This window comes from Cupriavidus sp. Agwp_2, assembly GCF_040784895.1.
Lineage (GTDB): Bacteria > Pseudomonadota > Gammaproteobacteria > Burkholderiales > Burkholderiaceae > Cupriavidus.
Genome location: NZ_CP088083.1, coordinates 2,943,244 through 2,964,081 on the forward strand (window position 1 = coordinate 2,943,244; position 20,838 = coordinate 2,964,081).

Here is a 20,838-nt window from a genome sequence, read left to right on the forward strand (position 1 = left end):
CCGCGAGCAGGCGCCGCGGCATGGGTCTACTGCAAAGGTCCCGACAAGCAAACGCGGCGCGCGGGGCACCGCGGGTGCGGGGGCGATCCCCGTGACCTGACCAGAGTCACAGCAGCTTCCCGACGCTACGACCGATGCGCGGGTTGCCGGCACCCAGGCGTGCCAGATTGTCATCCAGCGCCTCGGGCACGTAAAGGTAATTCACCATCATGCCGCAACTCTGGCCGCGGCCTTTTCGCGACAGGTCGGCGGCCCAGTTGAGCCGCTCGACACAGGCGCCGTTGCCCAGATGGAAGCGCGCCACCGGGTCCGCCGGCAGCGACTGGTGGCGCTCGCGAACCAGGAAATGCGCCGCCAGCGCCATCGCGGTATCGCGCGTCAGCGGGTCGGCATCCGCGGGCGCGTCAGGCGACAGCGCCGTCAGCCACCCTGCCCCGTCTGCCGGCGCCTCGCCATGGCGCTCGCGCCAGCGCGCCAAGCGCTTGTCGCCGAGTGCGCGCGACACGGCGCCGGCGTCCTGCTTGCGCAGCCAGTCGGCAAACCCCGGAATCGGCGACAGCGTGGCGAACTGCTTGACCTTGGGAAATTCGCGCTGCAACTCCTCGATCACGCGCTTGAGCAGGAAATTGCCAAAGCTGACGCCACGCAGGCCGGCCTGCGTGTTGCTGATCGAATAGAAGATGGCCCACTTCACGCGGCGCAGGTCTTCCAGCGGCGCGGCCTCGTCGAGCAATGTCTGCACATTGGCGGCCATCTCGGGAACGAACGCCACCTCGACAAAGATCAGCGGCTCACGCGGGATGCGCGGGTGGAAAAAGGCGTAGCAGCGGCGGTCGGAATCGAGCCGGTTGCGCAGGTCGGTCCACGACGCGATCTCGTGCACGGCCTCGTAGCGGATCAGCTTTTCCAGCAGCGACGCGGGCGAGTCCCAGGTGATGGGCTGCAGTTCCAGCAGGCCCACGTCGAACCAGTTGGAGAACAGCGCCTCGAGGTCGTCGTCAAGCGCGCGCAAGCCAGGTATGCGGCGCTGCCAGCGCAACATGTCGGCGCGCAACTGGATCAGGAAGTGCAGCCCGCAGGCGCTGCTGCCGCGCTGGCCGTGCAGTGCCGCCAGACGCTTGAAGAATCGGATGCGGGCGTTGGACAGCGCCTGGGTCAGCCCGGAATGGCCGCCATCGGCGCGTGCGCCGGCCTTGCCATCCCCTTTGCCATCAACCTTCCCGTCACCCTTGGCGTCAGCCTTCGCATCGGCGGGCTTTTCGCCGCTGCTGCTGGCAACCTCTGCCAGCAGCCCCAGCATGGCACGCCGCGTGGCCTCGTCCGCGGACTCGTACTCTGCCTGCCATGCCTGCGCGGCGGCATTGGCGGCGCCGTCGGTCAGGCGGGCATCGAAGCAAAGCCGCAACTGCTCGCGCTGGCGGCGCGCCACGCGCGCTGGCAGCGGTGACTCGCCATCGGCGTGCGCCACGCCGTTGGCGGGCCTGGGCGCGGCCTCGCCCTCGCCTTTGCGGCCCCACCAGCGGCCCAGCCGCGACAGGAAATTAGCGCCGGCCGGCTCGCTCTCGCCCAGCGGCGCGCTGATTCTCTGGTCACCCGTGTCGAAGGAGTTCATGCGGTACCTGCCTTGTGCATCGATCGGAACGTGAAGGACTTTTCATGCCGCCGCGTGGGGCTTGTGCGGCTATTCGTCGCCGCTGGCCACGCGCAGCGCTGGCGGGGCCCGGCTCGGCTGCGCCGCGCCGGCGCCGGCGTCGAGCGCCTGCAGCGCCGCGCGCTGGCGCAGCAGGTGGGTCTTCATCATGGCTTCAGCGCCTTCGGGGTCGCGCGCCTTGAGCGCGGCAAACACCGACAGGTGCTCGGCGCAGGACTCGTGGATGCGGCCCGGCAGCTTCAGGCTCTTGTGGCGCGACAGCCGCAGCACCTTGCGCAAGTCGCTGATCAGCCCGGACAGCCAGCGGTTGCCGGCCAGCCGCTGGATCGCTTCATGGATCTGTGCGTTGGTCTCGTAATAGGCGTCGATATCGCCGGCCTGCGCGTAGCGGGCCAGGTCGGCGTGCAGGCCGTCCAGCGCGTCCAGGTCGGCCCGCGTGGCATTGCGCGCGGCCTCGTAGGCGCAGCGGCCCTCGAGCAGCGCCATCAGCGGGAAGATCTCGTCCAGGTCCTGCTCGGACAGTTTGTTGACAAAGCAGCCGCGGCGCGGCTCGAGGCGAACCAGCCCTTCGGCGGCCAGCACCTTGAGCGCTTCACGCAGCGGCGTGCGCGAGATGCCGAGCGACCCGGCCATCGCGCTTTCGTCGATCCAGGCACCGGGCGTGAGCGTATGGGCGTCGATCATCGCACGCAGCCGGTCTGCGACTTCGAGGTACAGGGCCTGCTGGACGATGCGCATTGCCATCCTCGGGGTTAAGGAATCCCGGCCGGAATCATGTGTCCCGGTCGCCATAATTCATAATTATGGATTAGGGCGCGAACGATACAAGTGATTTCGATGCTGCGCCGCAGAATGCCGGAATGAGGATGAAGAGATATAGCGCTGGATTATGTGCGGCCATGCGATCGGAGCCGTAAGACGGCGGCATGGTGCAGGAGGTGCGGCGGGCGTTTCCATGCCTCCCTGCAAAGAAACGCCCGCGCCTGAAAGGACTGCTGGACTGCTTACATCGCCTGCGCGTACGGTTCTGTACTCGCGGCGTGGGTCATCATGGAAACCTGGCGCTGGCCCGGCGCCCCCCTTGAAAAGCGCTTGCGCGCGGATTTTCCCGTTGCCCTGTTCTGTGGCGTGAAGCGTCCGACCCCAGTGGTCCGTCGCAAACCCTGCGGACCCTCCCTGAACACTTCCGTGGCGGTTGTGGCTTACCGCTCATCTTGTAACAGTAACGTTAGCGATTAACGTGCCAGCGGCTCTAAGTCCTTGAATTTATTGATGGCACGCATCCGAAACTTGTTACAGATTGCGATCAGTGTAACAGGATGTTTCTCGATTGTTACGAGGGTTTTCCCATGGGGCTAACCAGCCGAACCCGCTGTCGGCAATTGCATATGCGAAATGTGCCGCCACCGCTATTTATCGATGCGAGAATGTGAGCCGCGCGTCGCAACGGCCTCTTTTGATTTGGTTGCATTCTTGAGACAACAATGCCGGGCTATTTGCCGGGTTCCGTTCGCCAAACCGCATTTCCACGCATTTCCATTTTCCCCGGGAGCTTCAGCCATGCACGCCGGCAGCAGCGATTTCAACTTCTTTTCGTCCGCCGCGTTTGATACGGCGCCGGCGTCGCCGCAACCTTTGCGCCTGTCCTTCACCGGTTCCGGATCGGAATATTTCCGTATCTGGATCGTTAACGTACTGCTGACCATCGTCACCTTCGGCATCTATTCCGCGTGGGCCAAGGTGCGCACGTTGCAGTATTTCTATCGCAATACCCGCCTCGATGGCGCCAGCTTCGATTACCACGGCAAGCCCTCCGCGATCCTGAAAGGCCGGGCCATCGTGTTCGGACTCGTGTTTGCGTTCCAGCTGGCCTCGAATGTGTCGCCCTTCCTCTCGCTGGCGATGCTGGTGGCGCTGCTGGCGGTGTTCCCGCTGCTGCTGGTGCGCTCGCTGCGCTTCCGCATGGCCAATTCCAGCTACCGCGGCCTGCGCTTTGCCTTTGCCGGCGGCGATGCCGAGGCCTACAAGGTATTCGTGCTATGGCCGCTGGCAGCGGTGTTCACGCTGGGGCTGCTCGGGCCGCTGGCGCACCAGCGTTTCAAGCAGTACCAGCACAACAACACGCGCTTCGGCACCGCGCCGTTCGCGTTCACGGCAGGCGCCGGTGAGTTCTACAGCGTTTACCTGCGCGCGGCGGGTGTGATCGTGGCTGTCGTCATTGCGGGTTTTGCGCTCGGCAACATCCTGGGCGCCGTGGTCATGCCCGGGACACAGGGCAAAACCATCGCGGTTGTGCTTGCTCTTGCCACCGTCGGTTTTTTCTACCTCGGTGCGCTGGCGGTCAGCCCCTACCTGACGGCGCGCCTGCAGAACGTGGTGTGGAACCACACCACGCTGGCACCGCACGCGTTCCGCAGCCAGGTCGGCGCCGCCCGCATGGTCTTTATCTTCGTCACCAACCTGATCGCCATCGCGCTGACGCTGGGCCTGTACCTGCCGTTCGCGCGGGTGCGCTCCACGCGCTACCGGGTCGAATGCGTGACCATGCTGGCCGCCGGCCCGCTCGACAGCTTTGTTGCAGGCGAGGTACAGCAGGTCGGTGCGCTGGGCGATGCCGCAGTAGACTGGTACGACATCGACATCGCGCTCTGACTGCCACGCCCGGTAGCATCAGCACCATGATCCCAGTCACCTTCTTCGATGGCCGCACCTCGCGTGCGCATCCGGCAACCCTGGCCGTGGAAGCGCAGCAGGCGGTGCTGCGCGACGACAGCGGCGCCGAGCTGCGCCGCGCCGCGCTGTCCGCCGTGCGCGTATCCGAACGCGTACGGCGCGCGCCGCGCCTGGTCACGTTCGCCGACGGCGCCTTCTGCGAAATCAACGACCACGCCGCCTTCGACCACATGCTGGCCGCCACCGGCCACCGCGAAGGGCTGGTGTCGCGCGCGCAGAACAGCTGGCGGCTTGCCGGGATGGCGGTGGCGGCGCTGGTGGCGGTGCTGGTGCTGGGCTACTACGTGCTGCTGCCGTGGGGCGCGGGCGTGATGGCGCGCACCATACCGGCCGAAGTGGAAGCCCACCTCGGCAAGCTGACGCTGGCAAGCCTGGACAACGGCTTGGTCAAGCCGACGCAACTGCCGCAGGCCGAGCAGGAGCGCATCCGCCAGGGCTTTGCCACGCTGAAGCGGCCGCCCGACGCGGGACACGACTACCAGATCCTGTTTCGCCAGGGCGGCGAGATCGGCGCCAATGCGCTGGCGCTGCCGGGAGGCACCATCGTCGTCACCGACGAGCTGGTCGGCCTGGCAGGCACCGGCGCGGGCATGATGGGGGTGCTGGCGCATGAAGCCGGCCATGTGGCGCGGCGCCACGGCCTGCAACAGGTGATCCAGGCTTCGGCGCTGGGCGCGCTGTCGGCCTACCTGTTCGGCGATATCTCGACGGTGCTGGCCGGCGTGCCGGCCGCCATGCTGACGCTGCGTTACTCACGCGATCACGAGCGCGAGGCCGACGACTTCGCCATCGAGGTCATGCAGCGCAACGGCCTGCCGCCGGCGGCGCTGGCTGATGTGCTGCTCAAGCTGGAACATCGTGCGGACGCCGGCGCGGCATCGCCAGCCTCGGAGGCCGCACCGGATCGCGGCCAGGACTTCCTGTCGACGCACCCGCATACGCAGGCGCGCATCGACGCGCTGCGCCGGGCCGCCAGGTAGTACGCGGCGGCGCCTGCGCTCAGGCCGCCGGCTGCGGGGCGCCGGCGCCGGGCTGGCGGCGGTAGGCCCAGATCACCATGGCGATGCCGGCCAGCACCATCGGCACGCTCAGCCACTGCCCCATCGACATCTTCAGTGCCAGCAGGCCGAGGAAGCTGTCTGGCTCGCGCGCGAATTCCGCGGCAAAGCGGAACGCGCCATAACCGATCAGGAACACGCCCGAGACCGCGCCCATCGGCCGCGGCTTGCGCGCGAACAGCCACAGGATGATGAAGAGCGCCACGCCCTCGCCGGCGAATTGATACAGCTGCGACGGATGGCGCGGGATGTTGTCGCCCGCCTGCGGGAAGATCATGCCCCAGGGCAGGTCGGTCGCGCGGCCCCACAACTCGCCGTTGATGAAATTGCCGATGCGGCCGGCGGCGAGCCCGCACGGGATCATCGGCGCGATGAAGTCGGTCACCTCCATCCAGTGGCGGCGGCGCAGCTTGGCGAACAGCCACATCGCCACGATCACGCCGAGAAAGCCGCCGTGGAAGGCCATGCCACCCTCCCACACCTTGAAGATCTCCATCGGGTGCGCCAGGTAGTACGTCGGCTTGTAGAACAGCACGTAGCCCAGCCGCCCGCCCAGGATCACGCCCAGCACGCCGAAGAACAGCATGTCGTCGAGGTCGCGCGTGGTCCAGCCCTTGGCCGCCATATGCGGCTGGCGGATGCGCAGGCGCCCGAACCACAGGAACATGATGAACCCGGCCAGGTACATCAGCCCGTACCAGCGGATGGCAAGCGGGCCCAGGTGGATGGCAACCGGGTCGAACTGGGGATGGATCAGCATGTTGGCGTGAATAAGTTGTCTGTATGGGCCGGCCGCGCGCTCAGCGCGGCGCCGCGGCGGCCTCGTTGGCCAGAGCGCCGGCAATCTCGATGAACGACCGCAGCACCGGCGCGACGCCGGCGCCGCCGCCGTCGCGCCAGGCCAGCCCGGTCTCGATCTGCGGGCCGGACTCGCGCAGCGCCAGGTACGACACGCCAGTGCGCCGGAGGTTGCACAGCGATGCCGGCACCAGCGCCACGCCCATGCCAGCCGACACCAGGCTGACGATGGTCTGCATCTGGATGGCTTCCTGCGCGATCGCCGGCACCAGGCCCTCGCGCGCATAGTAGCCCGTAATGATGTCATAAAACGCCGGCGCACTTCGGCGCGGGAAGATGATCAGCGGTTCGGATGCCGCATCGCGCAGTGATACCGTCCCGTCCTGCAGCGATACCGTGCCGCCCTGCGCGAGCCCGCCTGCCGGCCGCCAGCCGTCGGGAACGGCCAGCACCAGCGGTTCGCTCACCAGTGGCAGGTAGGCAAGTCCGTGCGGCATCGCGGGCAACTGGGGCCGGATCACCAGGCCCGCGTCGATCGTGCCCTCCAGCAGTGCTTCGAGCTGGACGTCGCTGGTGGCCTCGCGCAGTTGCAGCTGCACCTCCGGATGACGCGCCCGGAACCGCCGCAGCAGGTCGGGCAGGATGCCGTAGTCGGCCGTGCTGACGAAGGCCAGCGACAGCGAACCCAGTTCGCCCCGCGCCAGCCGCTGCGCCAGGCCGGGCAGCGCCGCGGCATCGGCCAGCACCCGGCGCACTTCGGGCAGCCACTGCGCGCCGGCGGGCGTCAGTGCCACGGAGCGCCGCGTGCGCACGAACAGCGGCACGCCGATCTCTTCCTCCAGCGCCTGGATCTGCTGCGACAGCGGCGGCTGCGTCATCGACAGCCGTTGCGCGGCACGGCCGAAATGCAACTCTTCCGCCACGGTGACGAAGTAACGCAACTGACGCAGGTCCAAGCCGGCTCCTGATATGTTTTTCGACTCAATAGAGGGCAAATAATATATTTGACACTCCAAAATGCAAGGGGCATGCTTTCCGGCACAACATCGGCTGCCCGCGTGACAGCGCGCGACCCCGCGGCGCCGGACATTCCCCCGGAGACCCACCATGGCATTCAACAAACGCTCGCAGAACATCACGCAAGGCGTGGCGCGTTCCCCCAACCGCTCGATGTACTACGCCCTCGGCTACAAGAAGGAAGACTTCGACAAGCCGATGGTGGGCATCGCCAACGGTCACTCCACGATCACTCCCTGCAACGCCGGCCTGCAGCGCCTGGCCGACGCGGCGATCGACGCGATCAAGGCCTCGGACGCCAACCCGCAGGTGTTCGGCACGCCGACCATCTCGGACGGCATGTCGATGGGCACGGAAGGGATGAAGTACTCGCTGATCTCGCGCGAGGTCATTGCCGACTGCATCGAGACCGCGGCGCAGGGCCAGTGGATGGACGGCGTGGTGGTGATCGGCGGCTGCGACAAGAACATGCCCGGCGGCATGATCGCGCTGGCGCGCACCAACGTGCCGGGCATCTATGTCTACGGCGGCACCATCAAGCCGGGCAACTGGAAGGGCAAGGACCTGACCATCGTGTCGTCGTTCGAGGCCGTGGGCGAATTCACCGCCGGGCGCATGAGCCAGGAAGACTTCGAGGGCGTGGAAAAGAACGCCTGCCCGTCGACCGGATCGTGCGGCGGCATGTACACCGCCAACACCATGAGCTCGTCGTTCGAGGCGCTGGGCATGTCGCTGCTGTACTCGTCGACCATGGCCAACCCGGACCAGGAGAAGGTCGACAGCGCCGCCGAATCGGCGCGCGTGCTGGTGGAGGCGATCAAGAAGGACATCAAGCCGCGCGACATCATCACGCGCCGGTCGATCGAGAACGCCGTGGCGCTGATCATGGCCACCGGCGGTTCGACCAACGCCGTGCTGCACTACCTCGCGATCGCGCACTCGGCGGAAGTCGAATGGACCATCGAGGACTTCGAGCGCATCCGCCGGAAGGTGCCGGTGATCTGCAACCTGAAGCCGTCCGGGCAGTACGTGGCCACCGACCTGCACAAGGCGGGCGGGATCCCGCAGGTCATGAAGATCCTGCTGAAGGCCGGCCTGCTGCATGGCGACTGCCTGACCATTACCGGCCGCACGCTGGCCGAAGAACTGGAACACGTGCCGGACACCCCGCGCGCCGACCAGGATGTGATCCTGCCAATCGAAAAGGCGCTCTACAAGGAAGGCCACCTCGCCATCCTGAAGGGCAACCTGGCCGAGGAAGGCGCGGTCGCCAAGATCACCGGCCTGAAGAACCCGGTCATCACCGGCCCGGCGCGCGTGTTCGAGGACGAGCAGAGCGCGATGGACGCGATCCTGGCCGACAAGATCAACGCCGGCGACGTGCTGGTGCTGCGCTACCTCGGCCCCAAGGGCGGCCCGGGCATGCCGGAAATGCTGGCGCCGACCTCGGCCATCATCGGCAAGGGGCTGGGCGAATCGGTGGGCTTTATCACTGACGGCCGTTTTTCGGGCGGCACCTGGGGCATGGTGGTTGGCCACGTGGCGCCTGAGGCGGCGGCGGGCGGCACCATCGCGCTGGTGCGGGAAGGCGACTCGATCACGATCGACGCGCACAAGCTGCTGCTGCAGCTGAATGTGCCGGAGGATGAGCTGGCGAAACGGCGTGCCACCTGGAAGGCGCCGGCGCCGCGTTATACACGCGGAGTGCTGGCGAAATTTGCGCGGCTGGCATCGACGGCCAGCAAGGGTGCGGTGACGGACTGACGGAGTCCGACAGATGTGAAAAAGCCTGCGATCTCTCGCAGGCTTTTTTACCTTGGTGGAGGACGTGGGGAGAAACCCTCAATTTTCACCCGGCGTCCGCTCGATCTCCTCCAGCGTTGCATCCAGCCACTCCACCAGCCTGGCCTCCAGCGACTGCGTCAGCTCGCTGGCCAGCTGCGCGGTCAGCGGTGCCAGCCGCGCCTGCAGCGTGGCTTCGGTATGGGCTTCGACCACCTGCGGCCATTCGGTGCGGAAGCGCAGCATCACGCGCGACAGCAGTTCGCTGCGCATGGCGCGCAGGTCGTCCTCGCCGGGATCGGTCAGCGCCGCCGGGGCTTGCGGCGGCGGTGCTTCGGACTGAGGCTCGCCGGTATCGCCGACATGCATGACCATGCCGGATTCGGCCATGCCGAAGGTGTCAATGACGCCTGCCTGCGCAGCCGCAGGCGGCTGCGCCACCGATTCCGTATCCGGCAGGTCGACCACCTCGGTCAGCAGTGGAATGCTGTCGTTGGGCCCGGGCCGCGGGATCACCCGCGATGTGGTGCGTTCGCTCATGCTGCGTCTCCCTTGGGCTGGCCGATATCGTGATGCGTCAGCGGATAGCCGCGTTCGCGGTAGAAGCGGTAGCGCTGGCGGCCGGCTTCGCGGGCGCCGTCGCCGGACCCCACCACTTCAATCAGGCGTTCAAAGCTGGCGAATTGCGCCGGCGGCTGGTCGGACAGGTTGATCAGCAACTGGTGGTGCGGCACGCCCTCGGTGGTGGCGGCCAGCAGGATCGGCGTGACCGCCGCATTGGGGTGTTCAAGCCCGCAATGCGGCAGGAAATCCAGCGCCGAAAAGGTCCACAGGCGCGCATCCAGGTCCGCCAGCTGCGCCGGCGTGCCGTGGATCACTACCTTCTGGCCGGCGCCGTAGGCCTTGCGGACCAGACGGCAGACATAGCCGAGCAGGTCCGGCACGTTGCTGTGGAAGTCGATGCGCGTCATGGACGTTTGCTGCTTGCGTTGCCGGGGTGGCTGACTGCGGCCGTCAGGCCGCGCGGTCCATCAGGAACTGCGTCAGCAGCGGCACCGGGCGGCCAGTGGCGCCCTTGGCCGCGCCGCTCTTCCAGGCGGTGCCGGCGATGTCGAGGTGGGCCCAGTCGTACTTCTCGGTGAAGCGCGACAGGAAACAGGCCGCGGTCACGCTGCCTGCCGGGCGCCCGCCGATATTGGCCATGTCGGCGAAGTTGGACTTGAGCTGCTCCTGATACTCGTCATCGAGCGGCATGCGCCAGGCGGTATCCATGGCATGGCGGCCGGCCTGCAGCAGCTGGTCGGCCAGCATGTCGGAGCGCGAGTACAGGCCGCTGTTCTGGTGCCCCAGCGCGATGATGCAGGCGCCGGTCAGCGTGGCCACGTCGATCACCGCGGCCGGCTTGAAGCGCTCGACATAGGTCAGCGCGTCGCACAGGATCAGGCGGCCTTCGGCGTCGGTGTTCAGGATCTCGATGGTCTGGCCAGACATGCTGGTGACGACATCGCCCGGCTTGGTGGCGATGCCGCTGGGCATGTTCTCGCAGGTCGGGACCACGGCCACGACATTGAGCTTCAGGCCCATCTCCGCCACGGCCTGGATGGTGCCCAGCACCGAAGCGGCGCCGCACATGTCGTACTTCATCTCGTCCATGCCCTCGCCCGGCTTGAGCGAGATGCCGCCGGTATCGAAGGTGATGCCCTTGCCCACCAGCACCACCGGCGCCTGCTTGGCGCCCGCGCCGTCATAGCGCAGCACGATGAACTGCGGCGGCTCCTCGCTGCCCTTGGTCACTGCCAGGAACGCGCCCATGTTGAGCGACTCGATCTGCTTGCGGCCCAGCACTTCGGCCTTGAGCTTGTGGCGCTTGGCGATGCTGCGCGCGGCATTGGCCAGGTAGGTCGGGGTGCAGATATTGGACGGCAGGTTGCCCAGGTCGCGCGTCACTTCCATGCCGTTGGCGATGGCGGTGCCGCGCACCGCGGCCTGGGTGGCGGCGCGGGCGTCGCTGCTGTCGACCGCGATCACGACCTTGCGCAGCGTCGACTTGTCGGCGCCGTTGGGCTTGCCGTTGGCATTGGCGCGCTTCAGGCCGGGATGACGCTCAAGCAGCCGGTAGCCGGCGTCGCGCACCAGCGTGATGGTGGTGATAATGGCCCAGGAGACCTCGCGCTGCTGCGGCGCCTGCTGCGCCAGGCACCACAGCGCGGTGGTGGCGCGCGTGGACGACAAGGCACGCACCGCGGTGCGCACGGCGTCGGCAAAGGCCTTGTCCGAGAACTCGGCTTCCTTGCCCAGGCCCACCAGCAGCACGCGCGCGGCACCGATGCCGGCCACTTCGTGCAGCATCAGGTGGGTGCCGCGCTTGCCTTCGAAATCGCCCTGCTTGACCAGCCGCGCCACCAAGCCCTTGGTGGCCGTGTCCAGCGCCTTGGCCACGCCGGCCAGGTTCTGGCCTTCGAACAGGCCGACCACGAGGCAGTCAGTCTTAGTCGCCAGGAAACCATTTTGGCCGGCTTTACTCCAATCCAGGGCTTTTGTGCTAAATTCCATCGCGCTTCCTTCCAGGGGCTCGTTAGACACGAAAGCCTCTATTATCCGCGATTTTTACCCCGCGACCTGCCGCCGCTGATACGCCCCGGTCACGCTGCCAGCCAGTTGTGCTGCCAGCCCGCTGTTCTGCCAGGCACCTCGCACGGCACATCGCCCGCTCCGGCCGGCAGCCCGGAACAGAACCCGCATGATCCTTCAACAAGCCCTGCGACGCGAGCTCGCCTACACCGCCGGGGCGGTGTTCCTGGTGATGCTGACCTTCATGCTCACGTCGCTCGTGATCCGCATCCTGGGGATGGCCGCCAGCGGCAAGGCCAGCCCCAACGACGTGCTGATGCTGATCGGCCTGGCCACCATCGGCTACCTGTCCATCCTGCTGTCGGCCACGCTGTTCATCTCGACCCTGATCGTGCTCACGCGCTGGTACAAGGATTCGGAGATGGTGGTGTGGTTCTCGGCCGGCATCTCGCTGCGCGACCTGGTCAAGCCGGTGCTGCAGTTCGCGGCGCCCTTCATCGTGCTGGCGCTGCTGCTGGGCATGTTCGCCTGGCCGTGGGCCAACCAGCAGAGCGCGCTGTTCCGCGACCGCTTCGAGCAGCGCGGGGTGATGTCGATGATCGCCGCCGGCCGCTTCATCGAACCCGCCAAGGCCAACTACGTGCTGTTCATCGAGGGCATGGACCCCGACATGAAGCATGCGCGCAATGTCTTCGTCGCCAATTCCGAAGCCGACAAGATCGGCGTGGCGCTGGCGCACCAGGGCAAGTTCGAGACCATGCCCAACGGCGACCGCATGGTGGTGATGGAAAACGGCCGCCGCTATTCCGGCACGCCCGGCCAGATCGACTACCGCATCGTCGAGTTCGAACGCTATGCGGTCAAGGTGGACAGCAAGCCGCCCGAGTCCGAGGCCAAGCTGCCGCCCAAGAGCCGCGACACCATCGAGCTGATCCGCAACCCCACGCGCGAGAACCTGGGCGAGCTGATCTGGCGCATCTCGCTGCCGATCCTGGCCTTTAACTTCGTGATGATCGCGATTCCGCTGGCCTACGTGAACCCGCGTTTGGGCCGCTATACCCCGCTGGTGTTCGCGGTGCTGATCTACCTGACCTACAGCAACCTGATCAACCTGACGCAATCCTGGGTGCGCAACGGCTCGATGCCGTTCTGGCTGGCCTGGTGGCCAATCCACCTGACGGTGTTCCTGGGGGCGCTGGTGCTGTTCCGCTACCGGCAGAACCGCAGCCTGGGCGGCTGGCGCGCCGTGTTCGGCCTGAAACGGCGCAATGCCGCCACCAGCGGGAGCCGGGCATGAGGATCCTGCGCGTCTACGAACGCTACTTCGGCCGGCTGGTCTATGGCGTGTTCGCCTTCATCCTGTTCGCGGTGCTGTCGCTGTTTGTGTTCTTCGACATGCTCAATGAGCTGGAGAATGTCAACGCCCAGTACACCTCGCTGGTGGCACTGTTCCACGTGCTGCTGCAGGCCCCAACCCGGGTCTACGAGGTGCTGCCGATCGCGGTGCTGATCAGTGCGATCTACGTGTTCTCGCAGCTGGCCAGCCAGTCCGAGTTCACCATCTTCCGCGTCGCCGGGCTGAATACTCGGCAGGCGCTGTTCTCGCTGTTCAAGCTGGCGGTGCCGCTGGCGATCGTGACCTTTATCTTCGGCGAGTTCATCGGCCCGCGCGCCGAGCAGTACGCGCAGAAGATCAAGCTCGAGGCGATCGGCGCGACGGTGTCGGCGGGCTTCCGTTCCGGCGTCTGGGTCAAGGACCGCGACCAGGACCCGGCCGGCGGCGGCGAGATCACCCGCTTCGTCAACGTGGCGGGGCTGCGGCCGGACCAGACCATCACCGGCATCACCATCTACGAGTTCGACCCGCAATACCGGCTGCGCGTGATCCGCGTGGCCAAGGAAGGCCGCTACCAGGGCGGCCAGGCATGGGAGCTGCAAGGGGTCAGCGAGACACGCTTCACCGAGCTGATGCCGCAGGCCGATGCGGCCAGGAGCGCACCGCCGCGTGATGCCCTGTCGCCGGATTTCCGCGCCGAGCAGCTGAAATTCCCGCGCGTGGCCATGCACTCGGAATTGACGCCACAGATCCTGTCGGTGCTGCTGGTGACGCCGGAGCGAATGTCGACGCTCGACCTGTTCCGCTATATCCGCCACCTGCGCGACAACAAGCAGGACACGCAGCGCTATGAGATCGCGTTCTGGAAGAAGGTGATCTACCCGCTGACGCTGTTCGTGATGGTGGCGCTGGCGCTGCCCTTCGCCTACCTGCACGCGCGTGCAGGCGCGGTGGGCGTGAAGGTGTTCGGCGGCATCATGCTGGGGCTGTCGTTCCACCTGTCGAATACGCTGTTCTCGCACGTCGGCCTGCTGCATACCTGGCCGCCCATCATCTCCGCGTTGGTGCCAGGCACGCTCTACCTGACGGTGGCGCTGCTGGCCCTGCGCTGGGTTGACCGGCACTGAGGACGGCCATGGCAGCTAGCGATCGTGCCCTGGTCCTGTTCGCGCACGGCGCGCGCGATGCGCGCTGGCGCGAGCCGTTCGAGCGGCTGCAGCAGAAGCTGGTTGCCGCCCTGCCCGGCTGCGAGGTGCGGCTGGCGTTCCTGGAACTGATGTCGCCGCTGCTGCCGGATACGCTGGCGGAACTGGCCGCGGGCGGCGTCGGCGAGGTCACAGTGGTGCCGGTGTTCTTCGGCCAGGGCGGCCACATCCGGCGCGACCTGCCGGCCCTGCTCGACCAGTGCCGGCAGGCCCACCCCGGCCTGCGGATCCATTGCGCGGCCGCGGTCGGCGAGTCCGATGCGGTGCTGGATGCGATCGCGGCCTACTGCATGGCGTCGTTGCCGGCTGGGGATCCTGCGCAGCCCTGAGCGGCCCATGGACCCACAAAGACAAAGCCCCGTGCCGGCATACCGGCACGGGGCTTTGTCTTTGTGGCGCGGAGCCTTCGGCTCAGGCAGCGCGCGGGGTGAGCAACCCGGTCGTGCCGGCGCCTTCCCGCGGCGACTCGGTGGCGCGCGCGGCCAGCGCCTCGCCGATCATCAGCAGGCTGGGCTGCACCGGGTCGATCCAGGCCGCGGCCTCGCCTGCCGCCATCCGGCCAAGCGTGAACTCGCGGCTGCGCTGGCGCGGCGTGGTGGCGGCTTCCACCACCCATGCCGGCGTCGACGCGGGCTTGCCGTGCGCGATCAGCTGCGCGGCGATCGAAGCGGCCTGGTCGCGGCCCATGTAGTAGACCAGCGTATCGGCCTTGACCGCGGCTTCGATATCGGCCGAGCCCTCGCCGTCCGCCGCCTTGGCCTGCGTGGCAAACGCCACGCTGCGCGACACGCCGCGCTTGGTCAGCGGCTTGCCGATGGCCGACGCAGCCGCCAGCGCGGCGGTGATGCCGGGCACCACCTCATACTCGATGCCGGCCGCTTCCAGCGCCTGCAGTTCCTCGTCGGCACGGCCGAACAGCATCGGATCGCCGCCCTTCAGGCGCACCACGCGTTCGTACTTGCTGGCCAGGTCCACGATCTGGCGGTTGATGAACAACTGCGCGGTGGAGCGCTGGCCGCAGCGCTTGCCGACTTCGACCAGCTCCGCCTGCGGACACCAGGCCAGCATCTCCGGCGACACCAGTGCATCGTGAAGCACCACCTGGGCTTCGCCCAAAAGCCGTGCACCACGCACCGTAATGAGGTCTGCCGCACCGGGGCCTGCCCCGATGAGGAACACCTTGCCGTAGGTCTTCTGCGCCTGCTTGTCCATCTGTTGCCCCTTGTCCGCTCGTTCCTGTTCGTTACCGATCAGGAGAACGCACGGATCATGCCTGCGGCCACCGTGTGGTTGGTCGCCTCGTCGATCAGCACGAATGCGCCGGTCGCCGGGTTGTCGCCGTAGGCATCGCACACGATCGGCTTCTGCAGCGAGATCTGCACCGAACCGATGTCGTTCAGGCGGATATCGTGGCGGCCGGTCTCGTGCGACAGCGTATGCACGTCCAGCACGCGATCCACCGACGACACGCGCGCGAACACGCTGGCCGTGGTGTGCTTGAGCACGTACTTGCGCGACGGGTTCAGCGACTCGTCGTCGAACCAGCACAGGTCGGCCTGCAGCTTCTTGGCGGAGGCCGTGGTCGCATCGGCGGCAACGAACATGTCACCGCGTGATACATCGACGTCCTCGGCCAGGCGCACCGTGACCGTGTCTCCGACATTGGCCGATTCCGCGGCGCCGTTGGGCGTCAGCACCTCGGCCACCACGGCATCGCGGTTGGCGGGCAGCACGCGCAGCTTCTGGCCGACGCGCACGGTGCCGGCCTCGACACGGCCGGCATAGCCGCGGAAGTCGTCCGACTGCGAACCGTCCTGGCGGATCACCAGCTGCACCGGGAAGCGCAGCGCGGCGTCGTCCTCGGGCGCGGCCTCTTCCACCGGGAGGTCTTCCAGCAGCGGCAGCAGCGGCTCGCCCTGGTACCACGGCGTGGCGTCGCTCGCGTGCACGATGTTGTCGCCGCGCAGCGCGGAGACCGGCACGTAGCGCACGTCCTTCAGGCCCAGCTGCTCGGCCAGTTCCGTGTAGGCGGTGCGGATCTCGTTGAAGGTCTGCTCGCTGAAGTCGACCAGGTCCATCTTGTTGACGGCCACGATCACGTGCTGGATTTCCAGCAGCTTGAGGATCGCCGAATGGCGCTTGGTCTGCGCCAGCAGCTCGGCGCGGCCGTCCTTGACGGTGACGCGCGTGGCATCGACCAGCACGATGGCCGCGTGCGCGGTCGACGCGCCGGTAACCATGTTGCGGGTGTACTGCTCGTGGCCCGGCGTATCCGCGATGATGAACTTGCGGCGGGCGGTCGAGAAGTAGCGGTAGGCCACGTCGATGGTGATGCCCTGCTCGCGCTCGGCTTCCAGGCCGTCGGTCAGCAGCGAGAAATCGATCTGCTCGCCGGCGGTGCGCTTGTTCTTGGCATTGGCCAGCGCGGTCAGCTGGTCCGACAGCACAGCCTTGCTGTCGTACAGCAGGCGGCCGATCAGCGTGCTCTTGCCGTCGTCGACGGAGCCGGCGGTGATGAAGCGCAGCAGGCCTTGGTGGGTTGCTTGGTGAGTCATGTCTGGATCCTTTGCTGCGTGCGGCTTAGAAGTAGCCTTCCTTCTTGCGGCGCTCCATCGAAGCTTCGCTGGTCTGGTCGTCCATGCGGGTGGCGCCGCGCTCGGTGATCTCGGTCACCGCGGTCTCGGCGATGATCGCTTCCGGCGAATCGGCAACGCTGGCCACCGGGCAGGTGCAACTGATGTCGCCAACGGTGCGGAAGCGGACCGACAGCACTTCGCTGACGTCGCCGTCCTGCTTGGGCGTGATCGGCGTGACCGGCACCAGCAGGCCGTTCTTGCGCACTACTTCGCGCTGGTGCGAATAGTAGATCGGCGGCAGGGCCAGCTTCTCGCGGGCGATGTACTGCCACACGTCCAGCTCGGTCCAGTTCGAGATCGGGAACACGCGCATCTGCTCGCCCTGCGCCATGCGGGCGTTGTAGAGGCTCCACAGCTCGGGGCGCTGGGCCTTGGGGTCCCACTGGCCGAACTCGTCGCGGAACGAGAAGATGCGCTCCTTGGCGCGGGCCTTCTCTTCGTCGCGGCGGGCACCGCCCATCAGCGCGTCGAACTTGTGCGCCTCGATGGTTTCGAGCAGTGTCACGGCCTGCGCCGCGTTGCGCGAATCGGTTTCCTTGCGCAGGCGCACGGTGCCGCGCTTGATCGAATCCTCGACGTGGCCCACCACCAGGCGCGCGCCCAGTTCGGCCACGCGCTGGTCGCGGAATTCGATCACTTCCGGGTAGTTGTGGCCGGTGTCGATATGCACCAGCGGGAACGGCAGCTCGATCTTGCGGTCGCCCAGGCGGAAGGCCTTCAGCGCCAGGTGCAGCATCACGATCGAGTCCTTGCCGCCGGAGAACAGCAGCGCCGGGTTGCGGCACTCGGCCACCACCTCGCGGATGATGTAGATCGATTCCGCTTCCAGGCGGTCGAGATGGTCGTTCTGTACCTGCAACAGGTGCGCCACGCTGCTCGTTTGCGTCAACCCTGCTTCTGCGATGTCGTTCATGATGCCCATTTTTGTACCGGCCTCAATGCTTGATGTTCTGTTCGTGGAGCCCGCACTCTTTCGAGTCCTTGCTCTCCCACCACCACCGTCCCGCGCGCACGTCCTCGCCCGCGCGCACTGCACGCGTACAGGGTTCGCAGCCGATGCTGGGATAGCCCTTGGCGTGCAGGTCGTTGACCGGCACGTTGTGGCGCTTCAGGTAGGCCCACACCTCCGGCTCGGACCAGTCCGCCAGCGGGTTGAACTTGGGGATGCCGCGGGCGTCGTCCATTTCCTCGAACGGCAGCTCGGCGCGCGTCACGGCCTGCTCGCGGCGCTGGCCGGTCAGCCAGGCGTCGGCGTGCGACAGCGCGCGGTTGAGCGGCTCGACCTTGCGGATGCCGCAGCATTCCTTGCGCAGGTCGATGCTGTCGTAGAAGCCGTTCAGGCCATGCTTCTTCAGGTAGTTCTCGACTGCCTCGGCATCCGGCGTGTACTGCTCGATGCTGTAGCCGTAGTGCGACTGCACCTTGTCGAGCACCGCCAGCGTCTCGGCGTGCAGGCGTCCGGTCTGCAGCGTGAAGACACGGATGCCAGCGCGCACGGCGGGGGTACCGCGCAGGATGGCATCGGTCAGCACCATGTCTTCGGCGGCCAGGCTGGAGGCAAAGCGCGCGCGGAAGAAGCGTCCGGCAATGCCGGCCAAGCGCTCGCCCAGCTGTCGCTCCTTCTGTTCCAGCGCTTCGACGCTGCCGGTGTATTCGGGCGCGACCCACAGCGCGGGCGGACGCAGGCCGGACACTGAACCGGCACCCGTGTCTGCCACCACCGCGATATCGCTCAGCACCGTGCTCATGCCGTGGCCTTCGGTTGCACGACGCCATCTTCGGTGCGGGCGCGGCGGAACAGCGGCAGCGGCTCGTCGACCGAAGCCTGGTAGGTCACCGTGAACTCGGTGAAGCCCTTGATGGCGTCGTCGATGTTCTTGTCGGCGCGCACCGCGAAGGCGTCGAAGCCGCAGCGCTTCATGAAGTTGAGCTGGTCGCGCAGCACGTCGCCGATGGCGCGCAGCTGGCCTTCCCACTTGTAGCGGGTGCGCAGCAGGTAGGCCGTGGAGAAGCCGCGGCCATCGCGGAACACCGGGAAGTCCACCGCCACCAGCGACACGCGGTCGAAGTACGCGGCGGCATCGCCCGGCTCGTCTTCCGGCGCCAGCCACACGCCGGTGCGTGCCGCGTCGCGGCCGGCCAGCAGCGCTTCATTGGCCTTCCACACCGACAGCGGGAACAGCACGGCGTCCTGGCCTTGCACGGCAGCAGCGACCAGTTCCTCGGTCAGCGGTTGCTCTTCAGTGGCGCGCAGCACGGTCCAGTTGTCTTCGACGATCACCGGGGTGACGTTCGCACCGTCGCGTTGCAGTTGAATGATCTTTGCCATGTTCAGTCTCTCCGGTCCTCAGGCTTCAGCGCGCTCGCGCGGCTGCTTGTCGGCATAGACGCGCTCCTTGAACGGGGCGATGCCGATGCGGGACAGGGTTTCGATAAAGCGTTCGTCTTCGATGCGGTTGGCCACGAAGGTGTCGATGATGCGGGTCACCACCTCGGGCATTTCCTCGGCGCTGAACGACGGGCCGATCACCTTGCCCAGCGCGGTCTTGTTACCCTGGGCGCCGCCCAGCGTGACCTGGTACCACTCCGAACCGTCCTTGTCGACGCCCAGCACGCCGATGTTGCCGACGTGATGGTGGCCGCAGGCGTTGATGCAGCCCGAGATGTTCAGCGAGATCTCGCCCAGGTCATAGACATAGTCCAGGTCGTCGAAACGGTCCTGGATCGCCTGCGCGATGGGGATCGACTTGGCGTTGGCCAGCGAGCAGAAATCGCCGCCCGGGCAGGCGATGATGTCGGTCAGCAGGCCGATGTTCGGCGTGGCCAGGCCGGCCTTCCTGGCCAGTTGCCACAGCGCGTACAGGTCCTGCTTCTTCACGTCCGGCAGCACCAGGTTCTGCTCGTGCGCCACGCGCAGTTCGCCGAAGCCGAACTGGTCGGCCAGGTCGGCCACGGTTTCCATCTGCGCGTCGGTGGCGTCGCCCGGGGGCGAGGCCAGGCCCGGCTTGGTCGACAGCGTCACCGCGGCGTAGCCCGGCACCTTGTGGCCGTGCACGCTGCGGCTGACCCAGCGCGCGAACGCCTTGTCTTCGAGCAGGTGATTCTCGTACGAGGCGTCAGTGTCGGCCAGCTTCTCATACGCGGGCGGCGTGAAGTACTGCGCCACGCGGTCGAACTCGACCTGCGTCAGCGTGGCCGGGCCGTCCTTGCTGTGCTGCCATTCTTCCTCGACTTCCTGCGCGAACTTCTCCACGCCGATGGCCTTCACCAGGATCTTGATGCGGGCCTTGTACTTGTTGTCGCGGCGGCCGTAGCGGTTGTACACGCGGATGGCCGATTCGACGTAGGTCAGCATGTGCTGCCACGGCAGGTCGTCCTTGATGATCGAGCCCAGGATCGGCGTGCGGCCCAGGCCGCCACCGGCCAGGATGCGCAGGCGCGTTTCGCCCTCGGCATTCTTGTAGGCGTAGATGCCGATATCGTGCATCTGCACCACGGCGCGGTCGTCTTTCGAGGCCGAGATCGCGATCTTGAACTTGCGCGGCAGGAAAGCGAACTCCGGCTGGAACGTGCTCCACTGGCGCAGCAGTTCGGCCAGCACGCGCGGATCCACCGACTCGTCCGGCGCGACGCCGGCGAAGTGGTCGGTGGTGATGTTGCGCACGCAGTTGCCCGAGGTCTGGATGCCGTGCATTTCGACGCTGGCGAGCTCGGCCAGCACGTCGGGCACGCGCTCCAGCTCCATCCAGTTGTACTGGATGTTCTGGCGGGTCGAGAAGTGGCCATAGCCGCGGTCGTACTCGCGCGCGATATGGGCCAGCTTGCGCAGCTGCGTCGCCGACAACAGGCCGTACGGGATCGCCACGCGCAGCATGTATGCGTGGCGCTGCATGTACAGGCCGTTCTGCAGGCGCAGCGGCAGGAATTCTTCCTCGGTCAGCTCGTCCGACAGGCGGCGACGCACCTGGTCACGGAACTGGGCGACGCGCTCGTTGACGATGCGCTGGTCATATTGGTCGTACTGATACATGGCGGGGTCCGTTCAGTATTC

19 protein-coding genes are annotated in these 20,838 nt (G+C 66.9%); 6 read left to right on the plus strand and 13 right to left on the minus strand.

Features of this window, described 5'->3' with window-relative positions; translation table 11 throughout:
• Positions 1–106 precede the first annotated feature (106 nt).
• Entirely contained in the window at positions 107–1,612 is a 1,506-nt protein-coding gene (locus tag LPA45_RS13770) for a malonyl-CoA decarboxylase domain-containing protein (RefSeq protein WP_317923005.1), read from the minus strand.
• A 69-nt stretch (positions 1,613–1,681) separates the two neighbouring features.
• Entirely contained in the window at positions 1,682–2,389 is a 708-nt protein-coding gene (locus tag LPA45_RS13775) for a GntR family transcriptional regulator (protein WP_116318262.1), read from the minus strand.
• An 822-nt stretch (positions 2,390–3,211) separates the two neighbouring features.
• Here LPA45_RS13775 and LPA45_RS13780 point away from each other — a divergent pair.
• Positions 3,212–4,303, plus strand: a complete 1,092-nt coding sequence (locus tag LPA45_RS13780; RefSeq protein WP_317923006.1) for a YjgN family protein — start codon at positions 3,212–3,214, stop codon at positions 4,301–4,303.
• 26 nt (positions 4,304–4,329) lie between these two features.
• Positions 4,330–5,364 carry a M48 family metallopeptidase gene (locus tag LPA45_RS13785; RefSeq protein ID WP_317923007.1) on the plus strand — a complete coding sequence of 345 codons (1,035 nt, stop codon included), beginning with the start codon at positions 4,330–4,332 and terminating at the stop codon, positions 5,362–5,364.
• A gap of 19 nt (positions 5,365–5,383) precedes the next feature.
• Here LPA45_RS13785 and lgt read toward each other — a convergent pair whose 3' ends face one another.
• Both lgt and LPA45_RS13795 read right to left on the minus strand, forming a co-directional pair.
• Entirely contained in the window at positions 5,384–6,202 is an 819-nt protein-coding gene (gene lgt / locus LPA45_RS13790; RefSeq protein WP_116317983.1) for a prolipoprotein diacylglyceryl transferase, read from the minus strand.
• A gap of 40 nt (positions 6,203–6,242) precedes the next feature.
• On the minus strand, positions 6,243–7,196 hold the full coding sequence (locus tag LPA45_RS13795; RefSeq protein ID WP_116317984.1) for a LysR family transcriptional regulator: 954 nt from the start codon (positions 7,194–7,196) through the stop codon (positions 6,243–6,245).
• A 151-nt stretch (positions 7,197–7,347) separates the two neighbouring features.
• Here LPA45_RS13795 and ilvD point away from each other — a divergent pair, with 151 nt between their 5' ends.
• Positions 7,348–9,021: a dihydroxy-acid dehydratase gene (ilvD, locus tag LPA45_RS13800; RefSeq protein ID WP_116317985.1), complete on the plus strand. Its 1,674-nt coding sequence runs from the start codon at positions 7,348–7,350 to the stop codon at positions 9,019–9,021.
• Positions 9,022–9,099: 78 nt separating this feature from the next.
• Here ilvD and LPA45_RS13805 read toward each other — a convergent pair whose 3' ends face one another.
• From LPA45_RS13805 to LPA45_RS13815, 3 genes are read right to left on the minus strand one after another with little or no spacing between them, the layout of a single operon-like run.
• A complete protein-coding gene (locus LPA45_RS13805) occupies positions 9,100–9,579 on the minus strand; it encodes a hypothetical protein (RefSeq protein ID WP_116317986.1) in 480 nt (159 codons plus the stop codon).
• Positions 9,576–10,010, minus strand: a complete 435-nt coding sequence (locus LPA45_RS13810; protein WP_116317987.1) for a DNA polymerase III subunit chi — start codon at positions 10,008–10,010, stop codon at positions 9,576–9,578. Before LPA45_RS13810 ends, LPA45_RS13805 begins: the two co-directional genes overlap by 4 nt.
• A 43-nt stretch (positions 10,011–10,053) precedes the next feature.
• Positions 10,054–11,592: a leucyl aminopeptidase gene (locus tag LPA45_RS13815; RefSeq protein ID WP_116317988.1), complete on the minus strand. Its 1,539-nt coding sequence runs from the start codon at positions 11,590–11,592 to the stop codon at positions 10,054–10,056.
• A 187-nt stretch (positions 11,593–11,779) separates the two neighbouring features.
• Between LPA45_RS13815 and lptF the strand changes: the two genes are divergently transcribed.
• From lptF to LPA45_RS13830, 3 genes are read left to right on the plus strand one after another with little or no spacing between them, the layout of a single operon-like run.
• Entirely contained in the window at positions 11,780–12,907 is a 1,128-nt protein-coding gene (lptF, locus tag LPA45_RS13820; protein WP_367394615.1) for an LPS export ABC transporter permease LptF, read from the plus strand.
• The gene (gene lptG / locus LPA45_RS13825; protein WP_367394616.1) at positions 12,904–14,073 is read left to right on the plus strand and encodes an LPS export ABC transporter permease LptG; all 1,170 of its coding nucleotides are present in this window, start codon (positions 12,904–12,906) and stop codon (positions 14,071–14,073) included. Before lptF ends, lptG begins: the two co-directional genes overlap by 4 nt.
• 8 nt (positions 14,074–14,081) lie before the next feature.
• On the plus strand, positions 14,082–14,480 hold the full coding sequence (locus LPA45_RS13830; RefSeq protein WP_367394617.1) for a sirohydrochlorin chelatase: 399 nt from the start codon (positions 14,082–14,084) through the stop codon (positions 14,478–14,480).
• Positions 14,481–14,562: 82 nt separating this feature from the next.
• On the opposite strand, the gene cobA is transcribed toward LPA45_RS13830, so the two are convergent.
• The 6 genes from cobA to LPA45_RS13860 are packed head-to-tail and all read right to left on the minus strand — an operon-like array spanning position 14,563 to position 20,817.
• Complete coding sequence (gene cobA, locus LPA45_RS13835) at positions 14,563–15,363, minus strand: uroporphyrinogen-III C-methyltransferase (RefSeq protein WP_317922339.1); 801 nt, start codon at positions 15,361–15,363, stop codon at positions 14,563–14,565.
• Between the two features lie 38 nt (positions 15,364–15,401).
• Positions 15,402–16,706, minus strand: a complete 1,305-nt coding sequence (locus LPA45_RS13840) for a sulfate adenylyltransferase subunit 1 (RefSeq protein ID WP_317922340.1) — start codon at positions 16,704–16,706, stop codon at positions 15,402–15,404.
• A 25-nt stretch (positions 16,707–16,731) separates the two neighbouring features.
• A complete protein-coding gene (cysD, locus tag LPA45_RS13845) occupies positions 16,732–17,709 on the minus strand; it encodes a sulfate adenylyltransferase subunit CysD (protein WP_376790609.1) in 978 nt (325 codons plus the stop codon).
• 13 nt (positions 17,710–17,722) lie between these two features.
• Positions 17,723–18,535, minus strand: coding sequence for a phosphoadenylyl-sulfate reductase (locus LPA45_RS13850; RefSeq protein ID WP_317922344.1), 813 nt, complete (start codon positions 18,533–18,535; stop codon positions 17,723–17,725).
• Entirely contained in the window at positions 18,532–19,116 is a 585-nt protein-coding gene (locus LPA45_RS13855; RefSeq protein ID WP_116317995.1) for a DUF934 domain-containing protein, read from the minus strand. Before LPA45_RS13855 ends, LPA45_RS13850 begins: the two co-directional genes overlap by 4 nt.
• Positions 19,117–19,134: 18 nt before the next feature.
• Complete coding sequence (locus LPA45_RS13860) at positions 19,135–20,817, minus strand: nitrite/sulfite reductase (protein WP_116317996.1); 1,683 nt, start codon at positions 20,815–20,817, stop codon at positions 19,135–19,137.
• Positions 20,818–20,838 lie beyond the last annotated feature (21 nt).

What these genes read in the sequence shown, in the direction of transcription:
- lptF (WP_367394615.1), top strand. Translation starts at nt 11,780, where the DNA reads ATGATCCTTCAACAAGCCCTGCGACGCGAGCTCGCCTACACCGCCGGG.
- LPA45_RS13830 (WP_367394617.1), top strand. Translation starts at nt 14,082, where the DNA reads ATGGCAGCTAGCGATCGTGCCCTGGTCCTGTTCGCGCACGGCGCGCGC.
- LPA45_RS13815 (WP_116317988.1), bottom strand. Translation starts at nt 11,592, where the DNA reads ATGGAATTTAGCACAAAAGCCCTGGATTGGAGTAAAGCCGGCCAAAAT.
- lptG (WP_367394616.1), top strand. Translation starts at nt 12,904, where the DNA reads ATGAGGATCCTGCGCGTCTACGAACGCTACTTCGGCCGGCTGGTCTAT.
- LPA45_RS13840 (WP_317922340.1), bottom strand. Translation starts at nt 16,706, where the DNA reads ATGACTCACCAAGCAACCCACCAAGGCCTGCTGCGCTTCATCACCGCC.
- LPA45_RS13775 (WP_116318262.1), bottom strand. Translation starts at nt 2,389, where the DNA reads ATGCGCATCGTCCAGCAGGCCCTGTACCTCGAAGTCGCAGACCGGCTG.
- lgt (WP_116317983.1), bottom strand. Translation starts at nt 6,202, where the DNA reads ATGCTGATCCATCCCCAGTTCGACCCGGTTGCCATCCACCTGGGCCCG.
- LPA45_RS13780 (WP_317923006.1), top strand. Translation starts at nt 3,212, where the DNA reads ATGCACGCCGGCAGCAGCGATTTCAACTTCTTTTCGTCCGCCGCGTTT.
- ilvD (WP_116317985.1), top strand. Translation starts at nt 7,348, where the DNA reads ATGGCATTCAACAAACGCTCGCAGAACATCACGCAAGGCGTGGCGCGT.
- cobA (WP_317922339.1), bottom strand. Translation starts at nt 15,363, where the DNA reads ATGGACAAGCAGGCGCAGAAGACCTACGGCAAGGTGTTCCTCATCGGG.
- cysD (WP_376790609.1), bottom strand. Translation starts at nt 17,709, where the DNA reads ATGGGCATCATGAACGACATCGCAGAAGCAGGGTTGACGCAAACGAGC.
- LPA45_RS13860 (WP_116317996.1), bottom strand. Translation starts at nt 20,817, where the DNA reads ATGTATCAGTACGACCAATATGACCAGCGCATCGTCAACGAGCGCGTC.
- LPA45_RS13850 (WP_317922344.1), bottom strand. Translation starts at nt 18,535, where the DNA reads ATGAGCACGGTGCTGAGCGATATCGCGGTGGTGGCAGACACGGGTGCC.
- LPA45_RS13855 (WP_116317995.1), bottom strand. Translation starts at nt 19,116, where the DNA reads ATGGCAAAGATCATTCAACTGCAACGCGACGGTGCGAACGTCACCCCG.
- LPA45_RS13785 (WP_317923007.1), top strand. Translation starts at nt 4,330, where the DNA reads ATGATCCCAGTCACCTTCTTCGATGGCCGCACCTCGCGTGCGCATCCG.
- LPA45_RS13770 (WP_317923005.1), bottom strand. Translation starts at nt 1,612, where the DNA reads ATGAACTCCTTCGACACGGGTGACCAGAGAATCAGCGCGCCGCTGGGC.
- LPA45_RS13810 (WP_116317987.1), bottom strand. Translation starts at nt 10,010, where the DNA reads ATGACGCGCATCGACTTCCACAGCAACGTGCCGGACCTGCTCGGCTAT.
- LPA45_RS13805 (WP_116317986.1), bottom strand. Translation starts at nt 9,579, where the DNA reads ATGAGCGAACGCACCACATCGCGGGTGATCCCGCGGCCCGGGCCCAAC.